Origin of the sequence: Rhodanobacter sp. C06, from assembly GCF_002001105.1 — a bacterium.
GTDB lineage: Bacteria > Pseudomonadota > Gammaproteobacteria > Xanthomonadales > Rhodanobacteraceae > Rhodanobacter_A.
In genome coordinates, this window is sequence record NZ_MUNP01000082.1 from 1 (window position 1) to 15,757 (window position 15,757).

The 15,757-nt window shown below is 68.5% G+C and carries 12 protein-coding genes; 6 read left to right on the forward strand and 6 right to left on the reverse strand.

Going from position 1 to position 15,757, the window contains the following annotated elements:
- Positions 1-110: 110 nt before the first annotated feature.
- A complete protein-coding gene (locus tag B0E52_RS18140; protein ID WP_077486126.1) occupies positions 111-1,520 on the reverse strand; it encodes an SH3 domain-containing protein in 1,410 nt (469 codons plus the stop codon).
- A 242-nt stretch (positions 1,521-1,762) separates the two neighbouring features.
- Between B0E52_RS18140 and B0E52_RS18145 the strand changes: the two genes are divergently transcribed.
- From B0E52_RS18145 to B0E52_RS18170, 6 genes are all read left to right on the forward strand, one after another.
- Positions 1,763-3,163: a transglutaminase domain-containing protein gene (locus tag B0E52_RS18145; protein ID WP_254426867.1), complete on the forward strand. Its 1,401-nt coding sequence runs from the start codon at positions 1,763-1,765 to the stop codon at positions 3,161-3,163.
- 22 nt (positions 3,164-3,185) lie between these two features.
- Positions 3,186-4,454 carry a diaminopimelate decarboxylase gene (gene lysA, locus B0E52_RS18150; RefSeq protein WP_077486110.1) on the forward strand — a complete coding sequence of 423 codons (1,269 nt, stop codon included), beginning with the start codon at positions 3,186-3,188 and terminating at the stop codon, positions 4,452-4,454.
- 62 nt (positions 4,455-4,516) lie between these two features.
- The gene (locus B0E52_RS18155) at positions 4,517-6,091 is read left to right on the forward strand and encodes a serine hydrolase (RefSeq protein ID WP_256363995.1); all 1,575 of its coding nucleotides are present in this window, start codon (positions 4,517-4,519) and stop codon (positions 6,089-6,091) included.
- 110 nt (positions 6,092-6,201) lie between these two features.
- The gene (locus B0E52_RS18160) at positions 6,202-6,891 is read left to right on the forward strand and encodes a M15 family metallopeptidase (protein WP_077486128.1); all 690 of its coding nucleotides are present in this window, start codon (positions 6,202-6,204) and stop codon (positions 6,889-6,891) included.
- Between the two features lie 173 nt (positions 6,892-7,064).
- Positions 7,065-8,120, forward strand: a complete 1,056-nt coding sequence (locus tag B0E52_RS18165) for a serine hydrolase domain-containing protein (protein ID WP_077486114.1) — start codon at positions 7,065-7,067, stop codon at positions 8,118-8,120.
- A gap of 74 nt (positions 8,121-8,194) precedes the next feature.
- Positions 8,195-9,019, forward strand: coding sequence for an N-acetylmuramoyl-L-alanine amidase (locus tag B0E52_RS18170; protein WP_077486116.1), 825 nt, complete (start codon positions 8,195-8,197; stop codon positions 9,017-9,019).
- Here the strand turns inward: B0E52_RS18170 and B0E52_RS18175 are convergent.
- From B0E52_RS18175 to pdsR, 5 genes are all read right to left on the reverse strand, one after another.
- Positions 9,010-9,633, reverse strand: a complete 624-nt coding sequence (locus B0E52_RS18175) for a hypothetical protein (RefSeq protein WP_077486118.1) — start codon at positions 9,631-9,633, stop codon at positions 9,010-9,012. The two genes, B0E52_RS18170 and B0E52_RS18175, sit on opposite strands and share 10 nt — an antisense overlap.
- 36 nt (positions 9,634-9,669) lie before the next feature.
- Positions 9,670-11,145, reverse strand: coding sequence for an anthranilate synthase component I (gene trpE, locus B0E52_RS18180; protein WP_077486120.1), 1,476 nt, complete (start codon positions 11,143-11,145; stop codon positions 9,670-9,672).
- Between the two features lie 255 nt (positions 11,146-11,400).
- A complete protein-coding gene (locus tag B0E52_RS18185; protein ID WP_077486122.1) occupies positions 11,401-13,413 on the reverse strand; it encodes an ATP-binding protein in 2,013 nt (670 codons plus the stop codon).
- A gap of 7 nt (positions 13,414-13,420) precedes the next feature.
- Positions 13,421-14,005: a hypothetical protein gene (locus tag B0E52_RS18190; protein ID WP_254426869.1), complete on the reverse strand. Its 585-nt coding sequence runs from the start codon at positions 14,003-14,005 to the stop codon at positions 13,421-13,423.
- Between the two features lie 2 nt (positions 14,006-14,007).
- Positions 14,008-14,697, reverse strand: coding sequence for a proteobacterial dedicated sortase system response regulator (pdsR, locus tag B0E52_RS18195; protein ID WP_077486124.1), 690 nt, complete (start codon positions 14,695-14,697; stop codon positions 14,008-14,010).
- Positions 14,698-15,757 lie beyond the last annotated feature (1,060 nt).

Below are 15,757 nucleotides of genomic sequence, written 5' to 3' on the forward strand. Positions count from 1 at the left end.
CCCCCCCAACGATGAAACCGTTGAGGGAGCGGGGGCACGTCGATTCCCGCAAGCGGGCGAGGGGAGCGGGGCCCCGGGGGATGACGACTGCGATTGGAGTCGCGCGTGATTCATGGCTGGATGCGCACGATGCTGGTCATGTGATCGATGAAAGTGGAACCGTCATCGCCATAAAGCATCGGCAACAGCGGCGTCACCGACACCGCGTTGAGCTTGACGTGCGCGGTGGATCCGTCGGCCGTGCGGTAGCTCATGCCCAGCACGTCGTGGATCACCCACGGCTGGCCCTGCCACTGGCCAAGCACCATCATCACGTGACCGGGGATGTAGACTAGGTCGCCCAGCTGCAGCTGCATCGCCGCCTGCAGACGCACCGCGTGGCTGTCGGCGCTGGTGAACAGGCGATGTTCCAATGCCGGACTCTTGGCCTGGTCGCCGGTGTTGCGCGGCATCTGCACGCCGAGACTGCGGTACACGTCGGAAACGAAACCCGAGCAGTCGCGACCGTCGTACGAGTGCCCCCAGCCGTAGCGCTCGCCGAGGAACTTGAACGCCTGGGTGATCAGGTTGCGCGGGGTCAGCGACAGGTAGTTGGCGGCGGTGTCGGTGTTCTTCTGCAGCAGCGCGGGCACCAGTCGCAGGCTGCCGTCGGCCTTGCGGATCGGCAGTTGCAGCGTGTACGCGGCATACGGAGTCTGGCCGTTCACCGGCTGGTCGGGCGGCAATGTGGTCGACATGGGCACGCGCGTGCCCATGTCCAGTTGCAGTTGCGACACCGCCGGCTGCTCGGGCGTGAACACGGTGCGCACGCTGGCGCCGGTGACGACGCGGTACGGCGTCTTCGCGGCGTAGGCCAGCACCACGTCCTTCGCGCCCTCCGCCACGTACTGCTTCTGCACCCACGCCGCGTAGCGCGGGCTCACCACGAACAGCCACTGGCCGTCGCGGCTGGCATGCACGATCGCCACCGGCGTGCCGGGAAACTCGGCGCTCTCCTGGAAGCGGTCGATGTCGTGGTCATCGTCGCTGCTGAACACGCGCAGCGTGGTAGGAAAGGTGCGCAGCGCGGCGCGCTGCACCACCAGGCCATAACGCACGCTGGTCTGCGCCGGGATCGCATCGAGCGCCAGATCGTTCTCCATCTTGTCCAGCGTGGCCGCCGGCACCGGCTGGCCGTGCTCGTCGTACAGCGCGTGCGCGGGAGGCTTCGACAAGTGCTTGATCCAGGCGGCAACCTGTGCGTGCGGCAACGTGGCGGGCAGTGCTGCGAGGTCGTGCATGGTGGGATCGAGTCTGAACAGCTTCGCGTTCTCCGCGTCGATCTGCGCGCGGGTGAGGATCTGCCGGTCGGGTTGCGCCTGCAGGCCGATCCAGAAAGCCGGCGTCAGCTGCGCATCGCCCACGCCGAGCACGCCGCTGGGCGGAACCGGCAAGGCGGCAGCCGGTGCATCGCGCGCCGACAGCGGCGCGTGGAGGAGCGCGAGGGCGAGCACCAAAGTCGCGAGAACCGGACGTTTCATCGTTTCACCCCCTTCGCCTGCACGCCGCCAGATGCGCGCCATGGTCACGCAATGTGCCCAGGAATATTTGATTCCAGGAAATTTCATTGTCAGCATAAATTATTGACCACCATTTGCAAGCGTGCTACACAACCCGCTCGGGGAAGCATCGCGGGGTTCTCATGATGGCGAACGTGGCAACCGCTCCACGCCGTGCAATACGTCTGCTGCTCGCACTGGTCTTGCTGATCGTGCCATGCGCGATGGCCTGGGCCGCCGACACGCCGGCCAGCATCGCCGCCTTGGTCGATGCCGGCCAGTTCCAGGCCGCCGATGCTGACATCACGCAGGCGCTGGACCAGCCCGGGCTGGAAGCTGCTGCGCGCGATGCGCTGCTGTTCCAGCGCGAACGCATGCGCCGCATCCGCTACGATTTCTCGCTCGATGCCGACGCGCTGAAGGCGCGCATCCGCCAGCAGGTGCCCGACCTGCGCGACGACGAGTTCCGCGGCTGGGACGAACACGGCCTGCTCGAACGCATGGTGATCGACGGCCGCCTGATGTACTTCAAGCGCGACGCCTCCAACATCTTCCGGCTCAGCGCCGAGGCCGCCGCGCGCCGCGCCCATCCCGCGCCATTCGACGACGACCCACTGCAGGTGCTCAGCCACTACCACCGCGAAGTGCGTGCGGCCGCATTGCAGGAACACCGCAGCAGCGTGCTGCCGCATCGCGTGCGCATCACCCAGACGCTGACCGTGGATGCCGATGCGGTACCGGCCGGCCAGACCGTGCGCGCGTGGATTCCCTACCCGAAAACGCTTCCGGGCCAGCAGGACGACATCCGCTACGTGGCCAGCGAACCGGCGAAGCACGAGCTCGCGCCGGATGCCGCGCCGATGCGCACCGTGTACTTCGAAAAGACCGCGCAGGCCGGCAAGCCCACCACGTTCTCGGTCACCTACGAACTCACGCTATCCGCGCAGTACCACGTCATCGACCCGGCGAAGGTGGTGCCCGCGACGATCACGCCGGAACTTGCGCCATACGTGGCCGAGCGCCCGCCGCATCTCGTGTTCACCGAGCAGTTGCGGCTGTTCTCGCGGCAAGTGGTGGGCGACGAGAAGAACCCCTACCGCATCGCGCAGAAGCTGTTCGCCGCGGTGGACGAGATTCCGTGGGCCGGTGCGCGCGAGTACTCCACCATCCCCAACCTCAGCGACTACACGCTGCACGCCGGCCACGGCGACTGCGGCCAGCAGACCATGCTGCTGATCGCCCTGCTACGCCTGAACGGCATCCCCGCGCGCTGGCAGTCCGGCGCGATCTTCGCCGACCACGGCTACAACGACATCCACGACTGGGGCCAGCTCTACCTCGCGCCCTACGGCTGGGTGCCGGTGGACGTCACCTTCGGCCGGCTGCACCCCGGCGCGCACCCGAAACCCGGCGACGACGCGCTGGAATGGTTCTACCTCGGCGGGCTGGACGCATGGCGCGTCGCCTTCAACAGCGACTACGGCCAGGATTTCGTGCCGGCCAAGCACGCGTTCCGCTCCGACAACGTGGATTCGCAGCGCGGCGAAGTCGAGTGGAGCGGCGGCAATCTCTACTACGACCAGTGGCATTACGACTTCAGCTGGTTGCCCGTCACACAACACTAGCCCGTCCACGCATCGACTTCCCATGGACCATCGAACCACGGCCGCCCTGCCCTCCACGCATTTCGACGGCGTGGACCCCGTCACGCTCGCCGAACGGCTCGGCACGCCGCTGTACGCCTATTCCGCCAGCGCGATCCGCCAGCGCATCGCCGGCCTGCAGCAGGCGCTGCACGGCATGGACGCGACGATCTGCTACGCGGTCAAGGCCAACGGCAACCGTGCCATCCTGGAGTTGATGGAGCAGGCCGGGCTGGGCGCGGACATCGTCTCCGCCGGCGAATTGCAGCGCGCGCTGCGAGCCGGCATGCCGCCCGCACGCATCGTGTTCTCCGGCGTGGGCAAGCGCGACGACGAGATCGCCGCGGCGCTGGCCGCGGGCATCCAGCGCTTCAACGTGGAATCGCTGGACGAACTGCATGCCATCGAGCGCATCGCCGGCGCGCAAGGCACCACGGCGCGTGCGGCGGTGCGCATCAACCCCGACGTGGATGCGAACACCCACGCCAAGATTTCCACCGGCAAGTCGGAGAACAAGTTCGGCGTGAGCATCGCCGAGGCGCGCCGCTGGTTCGATGCGCGCGCCACGCTTAAGCATGTACAGCTGGACGGCCTGCACGTGCACATCGGCTCGCAGATCCTCTCGTTGGGACCGTATCGCCTCGCCTTGCAGCGCGTGGCCGCGTTCTGGCGCGAACTGCGCTACGCCGGCCATCCCGTCGCCAGCATCGACGTGGGCGGCGGCCTCGGCGTGCGCTACCGCGACGGCGATATACCGATCGCACCGGCCGATTACGTGGCGGTCATCCGCGAGGCGCTGGCCGGCTTCGAGGGCCGCCTGCTGCTGGAACCCGGCCGCTACCTCGTGGCAGAGGCTGGCGTGTTGTTGACGCGCGTGCTGCGCATCAAGCACGGCGAGGCGCGCGACTTCCTGGTGCTGGACGCGGCGATGAACGACCTCGCCCGCCCCAGCCTGTACGACGCCTGGCACGACATCGTGCCGGTGACGGATGAAGCCCGCCCGCAGGCCGTGTACGACGTGGTCGGCCCGGTCTGCGAAACCGGCGACACCTTCGCGCAGGGCCGCCCGCTGCCCACTTGCGCGGCGGGCGACCTGGTGATGATCCGCACCGCTGGGGCCTATGGCGCATCAATGGCCTCCACCTACAACTCGCGACCACTGGCCGCCGAAGTGCTGCTCGACCATGGCCGCCATGCGCTGATCCGCCAGCGCCAGACACTGGATGAAATGCTCGCCGGCGAGCAATCGGCCCGCCACTGGGAGACGACATGAAACGCAGCGCACACGCCCAACCCCCTCTCCCCCGCGGCGAAGCCACGGGGGAGAGGGTCGGGGTGAGGCGGCGTCTTTGCCTTGCCCTGCTCGCCGTCCTCGCGATCGCCGGCTCCGTGCACGCCGCCACGCCTGTGACGCCCCCGGCGAACGGCGACTACGACCGCATCCTCGACGCCGTGGTCGCGCGCTACCACCTGCCCGGCATCGCGCTCGGCGTGATCGAGCACGGCAAGGTGGTCTACGTCGCCACGCGCGGCGAAACCGTCGCGGGCTCCGGACAGAAGATCACCCCGCGCACCCTGTTCAAGATCGCCTCCAACAGCAAGGCGATGACCACTGCCCTGCTGGGCCGGTTGGTCGACCAGGGCAAGCTGCGCTGGGGCGATCCGGTGACGAAGTACCTGCCGGACTTCCGCATGTACGACCCGTGGGTCACGAAGAACATGCGCGTGGCGGACCTGCTCACCCATTCCAGCGGCCTGCCCGAGGGCGGCGGCGACCTGATGCTGTGGCCCGAGCCGAATGCGTTCACCCGCGCCGACATCATCCACGGCCTGCGCTACATCAAGCCCGGCTACAGCTTCCGCTCGAAGTACGAGTACGACAACCTGCTCTACGTGGTGGCCGGCGAAGTGGCCGCCGCCGCGGGCGGCGCGCCGTACGAAACGCTGATGCACCGCGAGGTGTTCCAGCCGCTGGGTCTTTCGCGCTGCCAGGTCGGCGAGTGGAGCCGCGACGCAGTGGGCGACGTGGCCGAGCCGCACTCCCGCGAGGGTGACCGCAACGTGCCGGTGGACGGGGACGGCCCGGTGATTCCCGCGATCACCTCCGCCCCCGCCGGCGGCATCCGCTGCGACCTCGACGACATGCTGACCTGGGCGCGCAACTGGCTGGTGCCCACGCCGGCGCAATTGCAGTGGCTCTCCGCGGAACAACGCCGCGTGCTGCAATCGCCGCACATGCTGATCCCCGTCTCCGAGCAGCGCCGCGACTGGGACCACAGCCACATCATGGCCTACGGCTACGGCTGGCGCATGACCGACGTAGACGGCACCTGGACGGTGTGGCACACCGGCACGCTGGACGGCATGTATTCCGAACTGATGCTGCTGCCCGACCGGAAGAACGGCTTCGTGTTCCTCATCAACGGCGAGGCGGAATCCGCGCGCACCGTGCTCGGCGAAGCGCTTCTCAAGCACTTCACCAGGCCGGACGACACGCACGACGTCACGTGGTACGCGGATGCACAACAACGCATCGACGAGCGGGCCAGCAAGCGCGCCGCCGCGCCGGACACCTCGAAGGCCACGCTCGTCGCGCCTGCCGCGCTGGCGGCGTGGACGGGGCGCTATCGCGATCCATGGCTGGGCGATCTCACGCTGTGCCCGAAAAACGGTCGCGTACATTTCGCCGTCGCCAAGTCGCCACGGCTCAATGGCGACGTGATGCGCCTCGGCAAGCGCGACCTGGTGCACTGGAGCAGGCACGGCATGGACCCCGACGCCTGGCTGGATTTCCATCCAGCGCAAGGCAACCAGGCCGCCACGCTGACCATGACCAAGGTCGATCCGCTCGGCGACTTCAGTTCCGACTACGAGGACCTGCACTTCGTGCGCACCGGGGATTGCCCGTGAAGCGCCGATTTCCCGTAGGAGCGCACCCTGTGCGCGAATGCTTTTGGCCCCGAACTGGCATCGGAGCATTCGCGCACAAGGTGCGCTCCTACGGCATCGCGTCGATCCTCATGCTCGCGGTCTGCCTGCCGATCGCGCAGGCCGATGAACCGCCACCGCAGCTCTCGCCCGCGAAGACCGCGGCGCAGGCCGGCCTGGTCGACATCCGCAGCCTGGTGCCCGATGTCGCCGAGGACATCAAATACGCCGGCAGCGACAACTTCGTCGGACGGCCGGTGCACGGCTACCTCGCACCCACGTGCCTGCTGCTGCGTCCGGCCGCCGAAGCGCTGGCGCGCGTCGAGCGCGAGCTGCGCGCACAGCACTACCGGCTGAAGCTGTGGGATTGCTACCGCCCCGCCCGCGCGGTGGCGGACTTCGTGCACTGGGCGCATGACCTGCCCGACCAGCGCACCAAGCCGCAGCACTACCCGAACCTCGACAAATCGCAGCTGCTCGGCGACTACATCGCGCCCGTCTCCGGCCACAGCCGCGGCGCCACCGTGGACCTCACCATGGAACGCTGCGCCGCCGACGGCACACATTGCACGCCGCTGGACATGGGCACCGGCTTCGACTGGTTCGGCGTGCGCGCCCATACCGATGCGCCCGGCATCAGCGCCGTGCAGCTCGCCAACCGCCATCGCCTGCGCGCGGCAATGGAGCGCGAGGGGTTCCAGAACTACCCGCTGGAGTGGTGGCACTACACCCTCACGCCCGAACCCACGCCGCATACGCTCTACGACTTGCCGGTGCGATGAACGCCCCACTCTTGCCACAACCTGCACGAAGCATTCCCTCTCCCTCCGGGAGAGGGTGCCGGCAGGCAGGTGAGGGTCGGGGCAAGACCCAGCGTTGTAGCGATACCGAACCCTCACCCCAACCCCTCTCCCAAAGGGAGAGGGGCTCAAGCCCCGGCTTCCGGAGGTCCACCATGCGCCTCGCCACCCTCTTCGCCCTGTCGCTGCTCGTCGTGGGCACCGCAAGCGCAGCCACTACCGCCGACGCCGTCCGCCACGCCAACCAGCTGATGCAGAAATACACCGGCGACGTCCCCGGCGCCTCGCTGCTGGTGATCAAGGACGGCAAGCCGCTGCTCGACCGCGGCTACGGCATGGCCGACCTGGAGCACCACGTCGCCGCCTCCCCGGCCACCGACTACCGCCTCGCCTCCGTCACCAAGCAGTTCACCGCCGCCGCGATCCTGCTGCTGGCGCAGGACGGCAAGCTGAAACTCGGCGACTCGGTCCGCCACTGGCTGCCGTCACTGCCGGCCTTCACCGACCAGGTGAAGTTGGGCGAACTGCTCTGCCACACCGGCGGCCTGCTCGATTACGAGGACCTGATCCCGCCCGGCGCCACCAACCAGCTCAACGACAACGACGTGCTGCGCATGATCGCCGCCACCACGCACGGCTACTTCCCGCCCGGCAGCGCCTACCGCTACAGCAACACCGGCTTCGTGCTGCTCGGCCTGGTGGTGGAGAAGGCCTCGGGCATGACGTTGCAGGACTTCCTCGCGCGACGCATCTTCCGGCCGCTGCACATGGACCACACCCTGCTCTACGTGCACGACGACAAGACCGTGCCCAACCGCGCCTACGGCTACAGCGAGACAAACGGCCAATGGCTGCGCACCGACCAGGACCTGACCAGCGCCACCCGCGGCGATGGCGGCATCTACTCGAACATCGACGACCTCGCGAAATGGGACGCCGCGCTCTACGACAACCGCCTGCTCAGCGATGCGTCGCGCAAGCTCGCCTTCAGCCCGCACGCGAAGGTCGTGGGTGAGCCGTACGAGGCCGACTACGGCTACGGCTGGCGCATCACCGGCGACACGCTGTGGCATTCGGGCGAGAGCATCGGCTTCCGCAACGTGATCGTGCGCTGGCCCAAGCAACACCTCACGGTGATCCTGCTCAGCAACCGCAACGATCCCGAGCCTTACCGCACCGTGCTGGCGATTGCCGAGCCGTTCCTGCATTGAGCAGTGCCATCTTCCTCACTCAACCTCCCGTCATTCCAGCTTTCGCTGGAATGACGGGAAAAAAAGCAGAAGCCATGAAGCCCATCGCCATGCGCCAGACCCTCCCCATCCCCCGCCTCCTGCGCACCGCCATCCTGCTGCTGGCGCTCGCGCTGCTCGCCGCCTGCGCCCGCGCACCGCCGCGCAACCCGCTGGCGACCTGGATGCCCTCGCCGAACTACGACATCCGCCGGCCCGTGCTGATCGTGCTGCACTTCACCGACGAGCACTCCGCGCAGGAAGCGCTGGACACCTTGCGCACGCACAACAGCGGCGGTCCGGTCAGCGCGCATTACCTGATCGGCAGCGACGGCCACATCTACCAGCTGGTGCCCGACCAGTTGCGCGCGTGGCAGGCGGGACCGGGGCGCTGGGGCACCATCACCGATCTCAACTCCGCCTCCATCGGCATCGAGCTGGACAACGACGGCCACTCGCCGTTCGCCGAGCCGCAGATCGACAGCCTGCTGCGCCTGCTTGCGGACCTCACCACGCGGCTGCACATCCCGCCCACCCAGATCATCGGCCACGAGGATCTCGCGCCCGGCCGCAAGGACGATCCCGGCCCGCTGTTCCCGTGGCAGCAACTCGCCGACGCCGGTTACGGCCGCTGGCCGCGCGGGCCGCTGTGCGACCCGCCGCCCGGCTTCGACCCGTGGATGGCGCTGGCCGTGGTCGGCTACGCACTGGACGATCGCGCCGCCGCGGTGCGTTCCTTCCACCACCACTTCCGCGGCATGCAAGGCGACACGCTGGACGCCGAGGATCTGCGCATCCTGTACAACCTCGCGCAGCAGGTCGAGCCGAGCGCCAACACCTGCACCGCACCCTCGCCGCAAACGCCCGCCGGTCAAGGCTGAACCAGCACGCTCGCGGTATAGCTCTCCACCACCAGGCTGAAGGGCTGGTTGTCCTGCGTGTACAGCAAGGCGCGGTGTTGCAACACGTGGGACGGGATCGCCAATGGCTTGCCGCTGGCCGGTGGCAGCGCAGCGCCGCTGTCCCAGCCCTGCGGCAACGGCGACCACAGCAGCTCGGCGGAGAGCGTCTGGCGACGGAAATGCAGCGGCTGCACCACCTTGCCGAACGGCACATCGGTGGCATCAAGCTGCCGGTTCATCGCCGCCGTCAGCCGCGACGGCACGTACCAGTTGTCGGCATCGGAGAGCACCGTGTCGCCGCAGGCCAGCTGCACGCGGCGGTAGCGCACCGGTTCGTGCGGACCGATGCCGAGCAGCCTGCGACCATCCGGCGGTGGCAGCTTGTCCGCGTCCTGCACGCGATGCGCCACGATCTTCGCCGTCGCCGCCAGATGATGCGCGCCGCACCAGCGCTCCAGGGTCAGCGTGGCGCTGGGATGACTCAGCAACTCGGCGTTGAGCGTCTGCAACTCGGCCAGCGCCTGGGTGCGAGCGAGCGGCGTGTCCGGCCAGCCCTCACGCGCGGAGGCGACCGGCGCAACGGCCAGCGCCATCGCAACACACGCCAAGCAGTTCCGCACGCGCAACACCTATAGCCCCTGCGCCGCCTGTGCCACCGCGCGGAACAGCGCGCGGCCCTTGTTCATCGTCTCCTCCCACTCGGCGGCGGGGTCGGAGTCGTAGACGATGCCGGCGCCGGCCTGCACGTGCAGACGGCCGTCCTGGATCACCGCGGTGCGGATCGCGATGGCGGTGTCGGCGTCGCCCCACCAGCCGATCCAGCCGATCGCGCCGGCGTAGATGTTGCGCTTGTACGGCTCCAGTTCCTGGATGATTTCCAGTGCGCGGATCTTCGGCGCACCGCTCAGCGTGCCGGCCGGGAACGTGGCCTTGAGCACGTCCATGTAGCCGAGGCCCGGCTTCGCCGTGCCCTGCACCTGCGAGACGATGTGCATCACGTGCGAGTAGCGCTCGATCGCGAAGGATTCGGCGACTTCCACCGTGCCGGTCTCGCTGATCCGGCCGATGTCGTTGCGGCCCAGGTCGATCAGCATCACGTGCTCGGCGCGCTCCTTGGGATCGGCCAGCAGTTCGGCTTCCAGCGCCAGGTCTTCCTCCTCCGTGGCGCCACGCCTGCGCGTGCCGGCCAACGGGCGCACCAGCACCTTGCCGTCTTTCAGCCGCGCGAGGATCTCCGGCGAGGAGCCCACGATCTGCGTCTGGCCCAGGTCGACGAAGTACATGTACGGCGAGGGGTTCAGCGCGCGCAGCGCGCGGTACACGTCCACCGGCCGCGCGTTGAAGCCCACGCTGAGCCGCTGCGACGGCACCACCTGGAAGATGTCGCCGGCGCGGATGTATTCCTTCGCGCGTTCGACCATCGCTTCGAACTCGGGCTTGGTGAACGACGACTTGAAGTCGCCCTCGTCCAGCGCGACCGACTGGGTGAGCTGCGGATACGAGGCACCACCCTGGCGCAGCCTGTAGACCAGCGCATCGAGCCGGCGTTGCGCCTCGGCATACGCCTGCGGCTCGGACGGGTCGGCGTGCACGATCAGGTACAACCGTCCCTTGAGGTTGTCGAATACCGCGACTTCCTCGGCCAGCATCAACAGCACGTCGGGCGTGCCCAGTTCGTCGGCACGATCCCACTGCGCCAGGCGCGGCTCGATGTAGCCGATCGTCTCGAAGCCGAAGTAGCCGACCAGGCCACCACTGAACGCCGGCAGCTGCGGCAGGCGCGGCACGTCGTACTGCGCGCGCAGTTTTTCGATCTCGCCCAGCGGATCGTCGAGATGGCGACGCTCGGTGACCTCGCCTGAGTCCTCCACCTCCAGTTCGTGGCCGCGCAGCCGGTACACGCGCTTCGCCGGCAAGCCGATGATCGAATAGCGTCCCCAGGTGGCGCCGCCCTCCACCGACTCGAACAGGAAGGTGTACGGGCCGTCGGCCAGCTTCAGGTACACCGACAGCGGGGTGTCGAGGTCGGAAAACACCTCGCGCACCAGCGGGATGCGGGTGTGGCCCTGCGCGGCCAGCGCGTCGAAATCGCTACGGGAGATCACGGGGGACAATCCGGACGGGGACGGGTTGCACACGATAGCAGGGCCACGCGGTTTTCCGTATGGACGTCCAGAAGCCGGCATCACCCTTGGCCTGCCGCCAACCCGCAGGTCGCGATTCACCCCGACAAGCCCGCCATGGCGCCTTGGCACCACGATGTCGGGCTGAAGCCCGACCTACGCCGGGAGGTCCGCCGCCGGACCCGTGGGTCGGGGTTCATCCCGACACGTTGCGGCCGGAGAGGGGACGGATTGCCTTCAAAACCTCTGTCGCGGCATGCCGTGCAGGCGCAGGCTGAACGCCACGCCACTGCCGTCGTCGAGGTTGCGCGCGCTGGCCACGCCGCCATGGCGCTCGGCCACCAGCCGCACCACGTACAGGCCCAGGCCCAGGTGCGGTGCGTCGCCGGGGGTGGCCTTGTCGCGCAGGCTCACCAGCGAGTCGAACAGCCGGCCCTGCATCGCCGCGGGCAGCGGCGGCCCCTGGTTGGCCAGCTCGATCTCGGCGCCGCCGTCGACGGCGCGCAGGCTGAGCCGCAGCCAGCCGTCAGGCGGGGTGAAGGAGAGCGCGTTGTCGAACAGCTTGTCCAGCGCCTGCGCGATCGGCTCGGGCGCGCAGTGCAGGTGCAGCGGCGCATCGGGCAGCACGCAGTCCAGGCGCCGGGCTCCGGCCAGCGGCCGATAGGCTTCGGCGCAGCCGCGCACCACTTCGCGCAGGTCCACGTCCTCCGGCTCGGCGGCGGCGATCGCGCGCTCCATCCGGCTGGCCTCGCTCATCGCGCGCACCAGCGCGCCCAGCCGCGCCACGCCGTCGCGGGCGCGGGCGAGGTAGGGCTGGGCATCGGGCGGCAGCTCGGCGTGCTCGAGATTGTCCAGCGAGGACTTCACGATGGCCAGCGGCGTGTTCAACTCGTGCGAGAGTTTCGAAGCCAGCGTGCGCAGGTAGTCGGTATATCCGCCCACCGCCTCGAACAGCCGCTCGAAGCTGCGCGCGAGGTCGCCGATCTCGTCCGGCGCGTCGGTCATCGGGAAGCGGCCGCGCTCGAACAGGCCGTCCAGACGTCCATCCGACAACTGCGCGCGCTCGGCCGCGTTGCGCAGGCGGCCCAACCGCAGGCTGAGCCGTGTGGCGAACCACAGCAGGATCGCGCCGGCCAGCAGCAATACGCCGAAGCTGGTGAGCAGCAGGCCGAACAGTGCGCGGTTGGCCAGCAGCGGCACTGCGCGACTGGCCTGCTCCAGCAGCAGCACGCCGACGGGCTTGCCACCCTGCTCGATCGGCACGGCGGCAGAAAGCACCACGCTGCCGCGCTCCTCGCCGCTGCGCCACACGCTCACCGGCGCCCCGGTGCGGGCACGCAGCACTTCCGGCGTGTCCACCCGCGGCACGTCCTGCGCCCACAGGTTCGCGTCTTCCAGCCGAGTGGCCAGCAGCGAACGGTAGACCAGCGCGGCGAACCAGCCCGGCTGACCGTGCGTGCCGGGCGCGGTATCCAGCCGGCCGCTGCGCGCCAGCAACCAGCCCTGCGGCGACAGCACGCGCGCCTGCACGCGGTCGGGCGCGAGGCTGGCCAGTTCGGCAGACAGCGCGGCCGAATAGTCCAGCAGCGGTTGCATCTCCACTGCCATGCGGTCGCCACCGGCCTCCGCGACATAGGCGCCGATGCCCAGCGCCTGCAACTGCAGGCCGCGTGGCAGGCGCAACTCGATGCGGAAACCGCTGCCATCCTCCTGCCATTGCGCGGGGAATTCCGCAGGCAGGCCGGCCACCGGTGACCCCAGCGCCCGGGCCGCGATCGTGCCGGGGGCATCGCTTTCCAGCAAGTAGTGCTGCTGGCCGACCGCATTGCCCAGCACCAGGTTGAGATGATCGGCGGCCAGCGCGTTCGCGCCGTCCTGCGCGTCGGCGCGGGTGCGCCGGGCGTCGCGCACTTCGGCATACAGGTACAACCCGCCCGCGTCCTCGGCCAGCAGCAGCTTGCCCCGCGTGCCGAACGGCTGGCTCCACGGCGTCAGCGGCGCCCAGTCGTCGCCGTAACCGTCCACGGTGATCGGGTTGACGGCCTGCTGTACGTACCAGGCCGCGTCGCCCTGCGGCAGCGGTGCGTGCGTCACCACCAGGCTGCGCGCCACCGCGCGCGCGGAGGCGATCAAGGCCTGCGCCTGCCCTTCGCGCAGCAGCGCCTCCATCTGCCGCACGTACAGCCAGCCGGCCACCGGCAGCGCCAGCGTGCACAGCGCGACCAGCAGCAGCTTGCGGCGCAGGGTCATCGTGTCGTCAGGGTTTCTTGGCGGCGGGCGGCGCCACGTAGCGCAGGTAACGCGCGTCCGTCGCCACCTGCATGAAGGCATCGAGCAACGCGCGCTGCGTGGCGTCGCCGTCGGCGAAGCTCATCGACCAGCTCAGGCGGATGCCGCTGGCCGCGCCCGGATCGCAGAACACCACCGCATCGTCGATGCGGTCGCTGCCTTCGTACACCACGCCCCGGCAAGGCATGTGCGGGTTGTGGATGCGGATGGCGGTGACCTTCCCCGCCTCATCGCGCTGCAGGTACTGCTTGCGGTCGGCGGCCAGCTCGTCGGCCAGCGTGGCCAGCTTGCGCGGCCACACGTTGAGCACCATCACGCGCTCGGGCTTGCCGGTCCATTCGCCCTGGTAGAGCACGGCATCGACGCCGATCGCCTTGGCGTACATGCAGCAGTCGCGCGTCCAGCCCGCCGGACTCGGCACCGCGATCGCCCAGGCCGGCGCCCTGCCGTCGCGCATGCCATGGGCCAGCACGTCGTCGTTGGTCTGGGCGGCGCCGGCCGCGAACGGTACGAGCAAGGCCAGCACCAGCAGGCATCGCTGCATCGAACGCATGTTCACGGCTTCCACCGGTAGCCCACGCCATGCACGGTCTCGATCGCGTCGAACTCCGGGGCCACCGCGATGAACTTCTTGCGGATGCGCTTGATGTGCGAGGTGATGGTGGCATCGTCGACGACGAGTTCCGCCTCGCGCATCAGCTGATCGCGATTCTTCACGTGGCCGGGGAAGCGGATCAGGGTGTGCACCATCCAGAACTCGGTGACGGTGAGCGGCACCTCCACGGCGTTCCAGGTGATGCGCATGCGCTCGGATTCCATCTTCAGCGGGCCGTGCTCGATCACCGTCTCGCTGGCCGCCGGCGCCTTCAGCGACTCGATGCGGCGAAACAACGCGGCGATGCGCGCGGCGAGCTGGTGCAGGCTGGTGTCCTTGCTGAGGTAGTCGTCGGCACCCAGGCGCAGACCGGAGATCACGTCGAAATCCGAATCGCGCGCGGTGAGGAAGATGATCGGCAGCGTGGCCGACTTCGCGCGCAGCTCGCGGCACAGGTCGAAGCCGCCCTCCGGCTCGTCGCCCAAGCCGATGTCGATGATCACCAACTCTGGCAGGCGCATCGCGAATGCGCCGGAAGCTTCCTGGCGCGAAGCGTAGCCACGCGTGTCGTAGCCGAAGCGGTTCAGCGCCTCGACGTAGTTCGCGCGGATCAGCGGTTCGTCCTCGACGATGGCGATGTTGCGGCCCATGGGCGGCTCCCTGTATTCCGATGGCGCTATGCGATGGCGCAGCGTGCTATGCGCGCATCGAAGGTGCAAGCCGCGCGATGGTGCTGCCCGCGTTTTGCCACAAACCAGCGGCAAGCAGCCCTTGCCCCGCCGCCCACGCGGCCGCCCCGGGAGTTGAGATGCACCCAACGCCCACCGGAATGCCGCCATGGCCCGCCACGATGCCACCGAACGCGACCCCAACGCCGAATTGCGCGGCTTCGAGCCGCTGCGGGTGACGCTGGCCGTGGGCGCGCTGCTGCTCGGCCTGCTGCTGGGCCTGCACTGACACCGTTTCCGTGGAAAGCCAGCGTGCGGCCGGTGCGCAGGGAAGCGTGCCGGTCGCGGGGCACGAAAGCGCCCCGCGCGACGGCTCATCCCGCCAACCCCGTTCCTCCAACATGGTGGTTCCTTTCATCCCCTCCGAGCGAGGGGATTTTTTTGCGACCGCCATCCATGGCAGCCGCCCTTCGGGCCATCGCTGACGCGATGTCAAAAATCGTTCCTGACGATTTTTTGCGACCACCCCAACATTCATGGCAGCCGCCCTTCGGGCCATCGCTGACGCGATGTCAAAAATCGTTCCTGACGATTTTTTGCGACCACCCCAACATCCATGGCAGTCGCCCTTCGGGCCCTCGCTGATGCGATGTCAGAAATCGTTCCTGATTTTTTGCGGAACCAATCCGGCCAGGCCCGGTCAGATTTCCTGACTGGCGCCATTCCATTGCCGTGGATGGCGCCGATGCGGCCGTGGACCTCCCCTCCATGACGGCCGAATCCGCGTCACGGCGCCGGTCAATGGTGTCTCCTCGCACGTCATGCAATGACGTTTGCCCCGGCGTGACCGTCATCGCGCCGGGGTTTTTTGCGTGTCTGAATCGCGATTCATGCCGTGGGCGCCGCTACCAACGACTAGCAGGCTGTTGAGAAGCACCGTCTCGCGCCACTCTCGATAGCCGCGATCTATGCATGACGGTCGTGATGGTGGGCGCATGGCGCGTTTTCCCGCCCTGCGGACGCACGTCTCCCACCGTTGCTC